We start from the raw sequence: 11,402 nt of genomic DNA, 5'->3' as shown, positions 1-11,402 counted from the left end.
CCGGAGCGAAGTCACGCATCCGGTCGCCTCCACCCCGCGAGCTTTGCCCTGCGGTAAAGGCTCGACTCGCCGGCACTAATTTCTCCGCGACATGGTGGGCCAGCCGCATTCGCGGACAAGTCTGCTCCCACAGGCCTGCCCGCGGCGCAATCAGACGCCGGCGGGCGGACTTTTCAGGCTGTCATTGCCGGTTACGCTGGTGCCGTTGGTGGCAGCCGCGGCATTGGCCTGCAGTTGCTGACTATCCTTTTCCGAGCGTTCGAACGGCATCTGGTGCGAGCGGCCTTCGGCCATGCCGGCCTGTTCGTTGATTTCATTGAACACGCGCTTGGCTTCGCAGTGCCCGGTTATGCCGCGCGACAGCGCCAGCCCGCCGATGCCCAGCTGCAGTAGTCCGCCCAGGCCGCCGCGGCTGAGGCCCTTGGCAAGGAAATACAGCCCGCCGGCCAGGGACATGGCGCGCTCCCAGCCGTGGACGTTCTGATTCTGGTGGTTCGAGGACTTGTTGTTCATGGGTGGCTCCGACGAGGACATTCTCAATGAATGACTCTCGCCGGCGCAGGCTGTTCGGTGCCGCAGGTCGGCATCTGGCGGCAACGCCGGTGAAATCGGCGTTGTAGGAAGCCAGGGGAATGTGATGGGGAGAAATCCAGGGGCTCGGTAATTCGTCGGAGTGACCGCGAATCGTAAAGCGCGACGGACGAACTTCGCGGCCAAGTCCGGAAGACCGACGTGACGCAGTCATGCTTCGCGGCTGGCCCCGAGGATGAATGTCTCGCGCAACCCGACCCGACAGGCCGCGCGCGCGTTAAGCGGCCATGCCGAATACCTTGAGCACGAAGGCGTACTCCAGCGCCACGTCCTTGAGTGCCTGGTAGCGACCGCTCATGCCACCGTGGCCGGCGCCGAATTCGGTCTTGAGCAGCAGCAGGTTGTCGTCGGTGCGGGTGGCGCGCAGCTTGGCGACCCATTTGGCGGCTTCCCAGTACTGCACGCGGCTGTCGTTGTAGCCGGCCACGGCGAGCAGCGCGGGGTAGGCCTGGGCGCGAATATTTTCGTAGGGCGCGTAGGCCTTGATCCGCTCATGCACCTCCGGCTGATTCGGATCGCCCCATTCGTCGTACTCGGTCACGGTCAGCGGCAGGTCGGCGTTGAGCATGGTGTTCAGCACGTCGACGAAGGGCACCTCGGCGACGGCTGCGCCGAACAGCTCCGGGCGCAGGTTGAGCACTGCGCCGATCAGCAGGCCGCCGGCGCTGCCGCCGCTGATGGCCAGGCGTGCTGAGGTGGTGTAGCCATCGGCCAACAGCTGCTCGGCGCAGGCGATGAAATCGCTGAAAGTATTCGGCTTGTGTTCCAGCTTGCCGGCGCGATACCAGGCTTCGCCGAGATCGCCGCCGCCACGCACATGAGCGATGGCGAAGACGAAACCGCGGTCGAGCAGCGACAGGCGCGCATGGGAGAACCATGGATCGAGGCTGTGCCCATAGGCGCCGTAACCATAGAGATAGAGCGGGGCCGGCTTGCCGAAGCTGTCACGCCGGCCGACCAGGCTGATGGGGATCTGCGTGCCGTCCTGCGCGGTCGCCCAGATGCGTCGACTTTCATAGACGTCCGCATCGAAGGGGCCTTCCACCGGGGTTTCCTTGAGCACTTCCTGCGTGCCGTCGGCCAGCGTCAGCTGACGGACTTGTGCCGGGCGATTCAGCGCTTCATAGCGCAGGCGAATCACCGTGCTGGTGTATTCCAGCGAATTCTGCACGTGCAGGCTGTAGGCCGCATCGGGCAGCTGCAGGCGATAGGGCTGCACGCCCTGCGGCCGCACCTCGATCACCGGCAGGCCGCTTTCGCGCAGGGTCAGGGTGATCGCCTCGGCGTTGAGGCTGACATCCTCGAGCATCACTGCGTCGTCATGGGCAACCAGTTCCTGCCAGCGCTCCCGCTCGGGCTGCGCCTCGCTGGCGTGATAGAGGGCGAAGTTGATGCCCGCCTGGTTGCTGCGGATCAGCCAGCTCCACTGACCCTCGTGAAGGCCATGATCGGGAAAGTACTCGTGGTCTTCCTGGCGTGGTGCCAGGCACGTCCACCGACCTTCCGGCTCGTCCGCCGACAGCACCCAGGCTTCGCTGGTGGTCTTGCTGTGGGAAAGAATCACCAGCTGGCGCTCGGAGCTGGTGCGGTAGCAATGCACGAAGAAGCGCCCGTCCGGGTCGTGATAAACCTCGCTGCTGCCCGTTTCCCCGAGGCGATGGCGGTAGATCTTATGTGGGCGGTGGGTGTCGTCCAGCTCACCGTAGAACAGCGTCCGGCTGTCGTTGGCCCAGGTCATGCTGCCGTCGCAATCGTCGAAGGGCAGGGCGGTCACGTCGCCGCTGGCGAGGTCCTTGACGAACAGGCGGTAGATCTCGTCGCCTTCGCGATCGAGGCTGTAGGCCAGCTTGGCGTGATCCTGGCTGACGCTGAACGCGCCCAAGGATAGAAAGCCGCCGCCCGCCAGCTCGTTGGGGTCGAGCAGCAGCTGTTCGGCGTTCTCGTCTACGGTGAGCGAGCCATCGACCGGGCGCGGGCAGCGATAGTGCCGCGGGTATTCGTCGCCAGCCGTGGTGCGCTGGTAATACAGCCACGGCCCCCAGGGCGACGGCAGGGACAGGTCGGTTTCGCGGATGCGGCCCTTGATTTCCTGGAACAGCGTCTCGCGCAGCCCAGCCTGGTCGGCGAGCTGTTCTTCGAGATAGGCGTTCTCCGCTTTGAGGTACGCCAGCACATCGTCGGCGTCGCGATTCTCCAGCCAGCGATAGGGATCGGTGCCAGTGTCGGCGCGGGCGATTGGGGCGTTGGGCATGCAGTAACTCCGGATTCTGTGGTGCGTTGGCCGCACATGGCGTGCAACGAAATGCGGCAGTGTACCTGCTCGACTGCGTCTAGGATTGACCCGGTTGGTGCAGTCCGGTTTCAGCCCGCCCGCCCACCGGGCAATGCGGCCATGGGCGCGGTGAATGGCGGCGAATCGGCGTTGTCGATGATGACTGGGTGGTCGCGAAATGTCCGCTTGCAGGTGGGCTTTCGGTTAGGCGAACCAGCTGATTGACAATGCTGAGCTTTTCCCCGAAGGTGTGCCGACCCAAATCAAACGGGCGTATGAATCGAGCGTTTGCCAGAGCAGACGCCGGTCACCCCGGATTATCGTGTCGGTGGGTGTCGTTCGCCGCAAGGCTCGGCCGAGTAGGGCCGAAGACGTGAGACACGTAACGTTCAGCTTCCATACCTGGAGATCAGTTGATGATTTACGAAGGTAAAGCCATCACGGTTAAGGCTCTTGAGAGCGGCATCGTCGAATTGAATTTCGACCTCAAGGGTGAGTCCGTCAACAAGTTCAATCGCCTCACTCTCAACGATCTGCGCCAGGCCGTCGATGCCATCAAGGCTGACGCGTCGGTGAAAGGCGTCATCGTAACCAGCGGCAAGGACGTATTCATCGTCGGCGCCGACATCACCGAATTCGTCGACAACTTCAAGATGGCCGACGAGGAACTGGTCGCCGGCAACCTCGAAGCGAACAAGATCTTCAGCGATTTCGAAGACCTGGGCGTGCCCACCGTGGCTGCCATCAACGGCATCGCCCTGGGTGGCGGCTTCGAGATGTGCATGGCCGCTGATTATCGTGTCATGTCCACCGCCGCCAAGGTCGGCCTGCCGGAAGTCAAGCTGGGCATCTACCCGGGCTTCGGCGGTACCGTGCGCCTGCCGCGTCTGATCGGTGTGGATAACGCCGTCGAGTGGATCGCATCGGGCAAGGAAAATCGCGCCGAAGACGCGCTCAAGGTGCATGCAGTCGATGCCGTGGTCGTCCCGGAAAAGCTGCAGGCCGCCGCACTGGATCTGGTCAAGCGCGCCATCTCCGGCGAGCTGGACTACAAGGCCAAGCGCCAGCCGAAGCTGGACAAGCTCAAGCTCAACGCCATCGAGCAGATGATGGCCTTCGAAACCAGCAAGGCGTTCGTGGCTGGCCAGGCCGGCCCGAACTATCCGGCCCCGGTCGAAGCCATCAAGACCATTCAGAAAGCCGCCAACTTCGGTCGTGACAAGGCGCTGGAAGTCGAGGCCGCCGGCTTCGTCAAACTGGCCAAGACCTCGGTTGCCGAAAGCCTGGTCGGCCTGTTCCTCAGCGATCAGGAACTGAAGAAGAAAGCCAAGGCCTACGACAAGCAGGCGCGTGACGTGAAACTGGCTGCCGTGCTCGGCGCTGGCATCATGGGCGGCGGCATCGCCTACCAGTCGGCCGTCAAGGGCACGCCGATCCTGATGAAGGATATCCGCGAAGAGGGTATCCAGATGGGTCTGGACGAGGCCTCCAAGCTGCTCGGCAAGCGTGTCGAAAAAGGTCGTCTGACCGCCGACAAGATGGCGCAGGCGCTCAACGCGATCCGTCCGACCATGTCCTATGGCGATTTCGGCAACGTCGATATCGTCGTCGAGGCCGTGGTCGAGAACCCGAAGGTCAAGCACGCCGTGCTGGCCGAGGTGGAAGGCCACGTTCGCGAAGACGCGATCATCGCCTCCAACACCTCCACCATCTCCATCAGTTACCTGGCCCAGGCGCTCAAGCGTCCGGAAAACTTCTGCGGCATGCACTTCTTCAACCCGGTACACATGATGCCGCTGGTAGAAGTGATCCGTGGCGAGAAGACCAGCGAAACCGCTATCGCTACCACCGTCGCCTACGCCAAGAAGATGGGCAAGAGCCCGGTCGTGGTCAACGATTGCCCGGGCTTCCTGGTCAACCGCGTGCTGTTCCCGTACTTCGGCGGCTTCGCCCGCGCCATCGCTCATGGTGTCGACTTCGTTCGCGCCGACAAGGTGATGGAGAAGTTCGGCTGGCCCATGGGCCCGGCCTATCTGATGGACGTGGTCGGCATGGACACCGGCCACCACGGCCGTGACGTGATGGCTGAAGGCTTCCCGGATCGCATGAAGGACGACACCCGTACCGCCGTCGACGTCATGTACGAGGCCAACCGCCTCGGCCAGAAGAACGGCAAGGGCTTCTATGCCTACGAGATGGACAAGAAGGGCAAGCCGAAGAAGGTCGTCGATGCCCAGGCCTATGAGCTGCTCAAGCCGGTCGTTGCCGAGACGCGCGAGCTGTCCGACGAGGACATCATCAACTACATGATGATCCCGCTGTGCCTGGAAACCGTGCGCTGCCTGGAAGACGGCATCGTCGAAACCGCTGCCGAAGCCGACATGGGCCTGATCTATGGCATTGGCTTCCCACCCTTCCGCGGTGGTGCGCTGCGCTACATCGATTCGATCGGCGTCGCCGAGTTCGTCGCGATGGCCGACAAGTACGCCGACCTGGGCCCGCTGTACCACCCGACCGCGAAGCTGCGTGAGATGGCTGCCAACGGCCAGCGCTTCTACGGTTAATCGAGGGAGAGAGAATTCATGAGCCTGAATCCAAGAGATGCAGTCATCGTCGACTTCGGTCGCACCCCGATGGGGCGCTCCAAGGGCGGCATGCACCGTAATACCCGCGCCGAAACCATGTCCGCACACCTGATCGACGGCGTGCTGGCACGCAACCCGAAGATCGACCCGGCCGAAGTCGAGGACGTGATCTGGGGCTGCGTGAACCAGACCCTCGAGCAGGGCTGGAACATCGCCCGCATGGCTTCGCTGATGACGCGTATCCCGCACACCAGTGCCGGCCAGACCGTGAGCCGCCTCTGCGGTTCGTCCATGAGCGCCTTGCACACTGCCGTGCAGGCCATCCAGACCAACAACGGCGACGTATTCGTCATCGGTGGTGTGGAGCACATGGGCCACGTCAGCATGATGCACGGCGTCGACCCGAATCCGCAGCTGTCGCTGTACGCTGCCAAGGCGTCCGGCATGATGGGCCTGACCGCTGAAATGCTCGGCAAGATGCACGGCATCACCCGCGAGCAGCAGGATGCCTTCGGTGAGCGTTCGCACCGCCTGGCGCACAAGGCCACGGTGGAAGGCAACTTCAAGGATGAAATCATCCCGATGGAAGGCTACGACGAGGACGGTTTCCTCAAGGTCTTCGATTACGACGAAACCATCCGTCCGGACACCACCCTGGAAAGCCTGGCTGCACTGAAGCCGGCGTTCAACCCGAAGGGCGGCACCGTGACTGCAGGTACTTCCTCGCAGATCACCGACGGCGCATCCTGCATGATCGTCATGTCCGCGCAGCGTGCCAAGGACCTCGGCATTCAGCCGCTGGCCGTGGTTCGCGCCATGGCGCTGGCTGGCGTTGACCCGGCAATCATGGGTTACGGCCCGGTGCCGTCCACCCAGAAGGTGCTCAAGCGCGCCGGTCTGACCATGGACGACATCAGCCACGTCGAGCTGAACGAAGCCTTCGCTGCACAGGCGCTGCCGGTGCTCAAGGACCTCAAGCTGCTCGACAAGATGGAAGAGAAGGTCAACCTGCATGGCGGTGCGATCGCCCTGGGTCACCCGTTCGGCTGCTCCGGTGCGCGTATCTCCGGCACCCTGCTGAACGTGATGAAGCAGAACAACGGTACGCTCGGTGTCGCCACCATGTGTATCGGTCTGGGCCAGGGGATCAGTACGGTCTTCGAGCGCGTCTGACAGACAGATGCAAATGACTGCGCTAGGCTGACAGCCAATCTCGCGACTGAGCGGGAATATGATTGTCAGCCGGTGCATGGAAGCCGGGGCCTGGTGCCCCGGTTTTTCTTTTTTGTATTTGTGTGGAGGTAGGCATGCAGTTGCAGCCGGGGCGTTATCGCCATTACAAGGGGCCGGAATATCGCGTATTCGCTGTTGCGCGGCACTCCGAGACGGAGGAGCCGGTAGTGTTCTACCAGGCGCTGTATGGGGAACGCGGACTCTGGGTGCGCCCGCTGTCGATGTTCACCGAGAGCGTCGAAGTCAACGGCGAAACGGTCCCGCGTTTCGCATTGATCGAAGTCGAAACGAGCGTTTTCGGAGGTTGAGCTGGCCAGCGGCCACCAGGTCCGCGCTTGACCTCACCTCCATCGCCACTATATATAGCGGTGCTTTTCGGACAGAGCTTAAACCTTGCTGTTCGCTGGATGGCATCGAGTGGCTGCTCTGATTCGCACCAGGCGGAGCCGGGCAGGGCGATTTCTCTGTCAGGTCGGCCCGTTCGCAAAACGCGCACTAACGTACGCTGATGCCTTGCCGTTTAGTGTCGGTGCGGGTATTCAAACTGTCGGAGGCGCCGCCTCTGTTCACCTCTAGATTCAGGAACTCTCCTCTCCATGGGTAAATCGCTGGTCATCGTGGAATCACCGGCCAAGGCCAAGACAATCAACAAGTATTTGGGCAACCAGTACGTGGTGAAGTCGAGTATCGGCCATATCCGCGACCTTCCTACCAGCGGCTCTGCCAACAAGGAGCCGGTCAAGCGCGGCAAGGCTGCGGCCGCCGAAGCGCCAGCGCTGTCTCCGAAGGAGAAGGCCAAGCGTCAACTCATCACCCGCATGGGCGTCGACCCGGAGCACGGCTGGAAGGCCAAGTACGAGATTCTGCCCGGCAAGGAAAAGGTCATCGAGGAACTGCGCCGCCTGGCCAAGGAAGCCGACACCATCTATCTCGCGACCGACTTGGATAGAGAGGGGGAGGCCATCGCCTGGCATCTGCGCGAGTCCATCGGCGGCGACGACAGCCGCTACAAGCGCGTGGTGTTCAACGAGATCACCAAGAAGGCGATCCAGGAAGCCTTCGCCGAACCTGGCGAGCTGGACCTGAACCGGGTCAACGCGCAGCAGGCGCGGCGTTTTCTCGACCGTGTGGTCGGCTACATGGTCTCGCCGCTGCTCTGGCAGAAGATCGCCCGCGGGCTGTCCGCCGGTCGCGTGCAATCGGTAGCGGTGAAGCTGGTGGTCGAGCGCGAGCGCGAGATCCGCGCCTTCGTCCCGGAAGAATACTGGGAAGTGCATGCCGACCTGGCGACGGCTCAGCAGGCCAAGGTGCGCTTCGAAGTCGCGCGTGAGAACGGCGAAGCCTTCAAGCCGCTGAACGAGGCGCAGGCCAACGCCGCGCTGGAGAAGCTCAAGGGCGCGCAGTACAGCGTCAGCAAGCGCGAGGACAAGCCGACCAGCAGCAAGCCCTCGGCACCCTTCATCACCTCGACGCTGCAGCAGGCGGCGAGCAATCGCCTGGGCTTCGGCGTGAAGAAGACCATGATGATGGCCCAGCGTCTCTACGAGGCGGGCTACATCACCTACATGCGTACCGACTCGACCAACCTCTCGGCCGATGCCATCGCCATGGTGCGCGGCTTCATCGAGGACGAGTTCGGCAACAAGTACCTACCCGAGAAGCCCAACGTCTATTCGAGCAAGGAGGGCGCGCAGGAGGCGCACGAGGCGATTCGCCCGTCCGACGTCAATCTGCGTCCGACTCAGCTTTCAGGCATGGAGCGCGACGCCGAGCGTCTGTATGAGCTGATCTGGCGCCAGTTCGTGGCCTGCCAGATGCCGCCGGCACAGTACCTGTCCACCAGCGTGACCGTCGCTGCCGGCAATTTCGAGCTGCGCGCCAAGGGCCGCATCCTCAAGTTCGACGGTTACACCAAGGTCATGCCGCAACAGAGCAAGGCCGGTGAGGATGACGTGTTGCCGGAGATGAACAAGGGCGACGACATGCAGCTGCTCAAGCTCGACCCGAGCCAGCATTTCACCAAGCCGCCGGCGCGCTACTCCGAAGCCAGCCTGGTCAAGGAAATGGAGAAGCGCGGCATCGGCCGACCGTCGACCTACGCCGCGATCATCTCGACCATCCAGGATCGCGGCTACGTCTCGCTGCACAACCGCCGTTTCTACTCGGAGAAGATGGGCGACATCGTCACCGAGCGCCTCTCCGAGAGTTTCAACAACCTGATGGACTACGGCTTCACCGCCGGCATGGAAGAGCACCTGGACGACGTGGCCCAGGGCGAGCGCGACTGGAAGCACGTGCTCGACGAGTTCTACGGCGATTTCAGGAAGAAGCTGGAAGTCGCCGAGGCCAGCGAGAACGGCATGCGCGCCAACCAGCCGACGCTGACCGACATCCCGTGCAAGGTCTGTGGCCGGCCGATGATGATCCGCACCGCCTCGACCGGCGTGTTCCTCGGCTGCTCCGGCTACAGCCTGCCGCCGAAGGAGCGCTGCAAGTCCACGGTCAACCTGATCCCCGGCGACGAGATCGCCGCCGACGACGAGGGCGAATCCGAGTCCCGCGTGCTGCTGGGCAAGCGCCGCTGCCCGATCTGCAGCACCGCGATGGATGCCTATCTGCTCGACGAGACGCAGAAGCTGCATATCTGCGGCAATAACCCGGATTGCTCCGGTTACGAGATCGAGAAGGGCCAGTACCGCATCAAGGGCTATGAAGGTCCGAGCCTGGAATGCGACAAGTGTGGCAGCGAGATGCAGCTCAAGACCGGCCGTTTCGGCAAGTTCTTCGGCTGCACCAATGCCGAATGCAAGAACACCCGCAAGCTGCTGAAGAACGGTGAGGCCGCGCCGCCGAAGATGGATGCGGTGAAGATGCCCGAGCTCAAGTGCGAGAAGGTCGATGACACCTACGTGCTGCGTGACGGCGCTTCCGGCCTGTTCCTGGCGGCCAGTCAGTTCCCTAAGAATCGCGAAACCCGCGCGCCGCTGGTGCGTGAGCTGATCCCGCACAAGGACGAGATCGATCCCAAGTACCACTTCCTGCTCGATGCACCGCAGAAAGATCCGGAAGGTCGCTTCGCGGTCATCCGCTTCAGCCGCAAGACCAAGGAGCAGTACGTGCAGACCGAAGTGGACGGCAAGCCGACCGGCTGGAAGGCGTTCTACGACGGCGGCAAGTGGAAGGTCGAAGACAAGCGCTGATTTCGTTGCGGTCGACCGCTCAGCGGATCGGTCGGATCGAGCGCATTCCCCCCAGACCGGCTGACGCTTCGTCAGCCGGTCTGGTGCGGCAACCTGGGAAGGTCCATTCTCTGTCCATCTTCTTTCGGAGAGCATGCCATGGCTCACGAGCTCTACACGCGCACCAACCAGAAGATCTTCTTCGCCGGCTTGTCACTGGAAAGCTGGCGCAAGGCCGAAGAGTCTGCCTCGATGAACTCACAAGGCTTGATCCAGGCTGAGCGCGAGGCTTGCCTGTTCCACCTTTACGGCGCCTTGCTTGGGCTGTGTCATGAGATCGCCGGTTACTACCGATCGCCCGGTGCGGATGCGCCGGTAGTCGAGGCATTTCTGACCCGCAGCGTGCTCGAGGCTGCGCCGAGCCCGGAACTCGCCGAACTGCTGGAGTTGTCCGAGCAGCCAAGTACCTGGCTCGGAGAGTTGCTTGCCGCCTACAAGCAGCTGTTCCAGCCGCCACGCGCTCCTGCCAAGACCAAGACCGATCCGCGGCAGCCGCTGATCGAGGCAGTCAGTGTCGAGGATGAGGTGCCGCCGCTGTCGCGCGTCGAGCTGGAAGCCTGGCGGCAGAACCTCAAAGGCCTGGCGTTACGTTTTCGTGAGTCGCTCACCGAGTGGTGACAGCGGGTGCCGTGGCGTCAGCTGCGGTGCCTGATGCTCAGGACCATGGCAATGCCGCCGAGAATCGCTGCGCCGGAGACGGTCAGCGTTGCCGTCAGCGCTTCACCCAGCAGAACAGCCCCAGCGATGGCTGTGAGTAGCGGAACGCTGAGCTGCACGCTCGCTGCCTGTATGGCCGCAAGACCGGGTAACGCCGTGTACCAGATGGCATAGCCGACGCCAGAGGTCAGCGCCCCGGAGAGCAGGGCGTACACGACTCCTGGCGCATCCCATCGTTGCTGGCCAAGCGTCACCAGACAAAGCACAGCGGCCAACGGCACGGCCTTGATGAAGTTGCCCGCGGTTGCTGCCAGCGGATTGCTCGCGCCCCGTCCGTGCAGCGAATAGATGCCCCAGGTGACACCGGACAGCAGCATGAGCAACGCGCCATCCAGTGCTGGCGTGCTGCTTCCCGGCAGTAGCAGGATCAACAATCCACTCAATGCCAGCAGCAGGCCGGCAATCTGTCCGCCGCTGAAGCGTTCGCCGCGCAGCAAGCCCCAGGTGAGCATGCTCAACTGCACTGCGCCGAATAGCAGTAGAGCGCCGGCTCCGGCATCCAGGCTGATATAGGCGTAGGAAAAACTGGCGGCGTAGCCGAACAGTGCCAGGGCGCTGAGCCAATCTCCGCCTGCCGATTGTCTGGACTTTCCGAATCGCAACAGCAGCCAGAGCGTGAGCGCTCCAGCAAGGATCCGCAGTCCGGTAAAGCTGGCGGGATCGATGGCGGTGTCACGCAAGGCGACACGGCAGAGTAACGAGTTGCCGGCAAACGCCAGCATGGCCAGCGCGGTTAGCAGCAGGGTACGGGCGGTCATACGCAGT

Annotated in this window: 8 protein-coding genes; 5 read left to right on the top strand and 3 right to left on the bottom strand. The window is 63.0% G+C overall.

Going from position 1 to position 11,402, the window contains the following annotated elements; genetic code table 11:
- Nucleotides 1-150 precede the first annotated feature (150 nt).
- Nucleotides 151-513, bottom strand: a complete 363-nt coding sequence (locus P5704_004065; protein WOF79683.1) for a DUF2892 domain-containing protein — start codon at nucleotides 511-513, stop codon at nucleotides 151-153.
- Between the two features lie 295 nt (nucleotides 514-808).
- Entirely contained in the window at nucleotides 809-2,842 is a 2,034-nt protein-coding gene (locus P5704_004060) for a S9 family peptidase (protein WOF79682.1), read from the bottom strand.
- A gap of 437 nt (nucleotides 2,843-3,279) precedes the next feature.
- Between P5704_004060 and fadB the strand changes: the two genes are divergently transcribed.
- The 5 genes from fadB (at nucleotide 3,280) to P5704_004035 (ending at nucleotide 10,538) form a co-directional block, all read left to right on the top strand.
- A complete protein-coding gene (gene fadB, locus P5704_004055; GenBank protein WOF79681.1) occupies nucleotides 3,280-5,427 on the top strand; it encodes a fatty acid oxidation complex subunit alpha FadB in 2,148 nt (715 codons plus the stop codon).
- 18 nt (nucleotides 5,428-5,445) lie between these two features.
- Nucleotides 5,446-6,621 (top strand): acetyl-CoA C-acyltransferase FadA, encoded by a 1,176-nt coding sequence (gene fadA / locus P5704_004050; protein WOF79680.1) that lies wholly within the window; start codon nucleotides 5,446-5,448, stop codon nucleotides 6,619-6,621.
- 134 nt (nucleotides 6,622-6,755) lie between these two features.
- Nucleotides 6,756-6,989: a DUF1653 domain-containing protein gene (locus P5704_004045; GenBank protein ID WOF79679.1), complete on the top strand. Its 234-nt coding sequence runs from the start codon at nucleotides 6,756-6,758 to the stop codon at nucleotides 6,987-6,989.
- 288 nt (nucleotides 6,990-7,277) lie between these two features.
- Complete coding sequence (topA, locus tag P5704_004040) at nucleotides 7,278-9,881, top strand: type I DNA topoisomerase (GenBank protein WOF79678.1); 2,604 nt, start codon at nucleotides 7,278-7,280, stop codon at nucleotides 9,879-9,881.
- A gap of 138 nt (nucleotides 9,882-10,019) precedes the next feature.
- Entirely contained in the window at nucleotides 10,020-10,538 is a 519-nt protein-coding gene (locus P5704_004035) for a DUF6586 family protein (protein WOF79677.1), read from the top strand.
- Nucleotides 10,539-10,555: 17 nt separating this feature from the next.
- On the opposite strand, the gene P5704_004030 is transcribed toward P5704_004035, so the two are convergent.
- Entirely contained in the window at nucleotides 10,556-11,395 is an 840-nt protein-coding gene (locus tag P5704_004030; protein WOF79676.1) for a DMT family transporter, read from the bottom strand.
- Nucleotides 11,396-11,402: the final 7 nt, after the last annotated feature.

The organism is Pseudomonas sp. FeN3W, assembly GCA_030263805.2.
GTDB classification, from domain to species: domain Bacteria; phylum Pseudomonadota; class Gammaproteobacteria; order Pseudomonadales; family Pseudomonadaceae; genus Stutzerimonas; species Stutzerimonas stutzeri_G.
Note: the sequence above shows the minus strand (reverse complement) of the source record. Positions and strands in the feature narration are given on the sequence as shown.

What these genes read in the sequence shown, in the direction of transcription:
- P5704_004065 (WOF79683.1), bottom strand. Translation starts at nt 513, where the DNA reads ATGAACAACAAGTCCTCGAACCACCAGAATCAGAACGTCCACGGCTGG.
- P5704_004060 (WOF79682.1), bottom strand. Translation starts at nt 2,842, where the DNA reads ATGCCCAACGCCCCAATCGCCCGCGCCGACACTGGCACCGATCCCTAT.
- fadB (WOF79681.1), top strand. Translation starts at nt 3,280, where the DNA reads ATGATTTACGAAGGTAAAGCCATCACGGTTAAGGCTCTTGAGAGCGGC.
- fadA (WOF79680.1), top strand. Translation starts at nt 5,446, where the DNA reads ATGAGCCTGAATCCAAGAGATGCAGTCATCGTCGACTTCGGTCGCACC.
- P5704_004045 (WOF79679.1), top strand. Translation starts at nt 6,756, where the DNA reads ATGCAGTTGCAGCCGGGGCGTTATCGCCATTACAAGGGGCCGGAATAT.
- topA (WOF79678.1), top strand. Translation starts at nt 7,278, where the DNA reads ATGGGTAAATCGCTGGTCATCGTGGAATCACCGGCCAAGGCCAAGACA.
- P5704_004035 (WOF79677.1), top strand. Translation starts at nt 10,020, where the DNA reads ATGGCTCACGAGCTCTACACGCGCACCAACCAGAAGATCTTCTTCGCC.
- P5704_004030 (WOF79676.1), bottom strand. Translation starts at nt 11,395, where the DNA reads ATGACCGCCCGTACCCTGCTGCTAACCGCGCTGGCCATGCTGGCGTTT.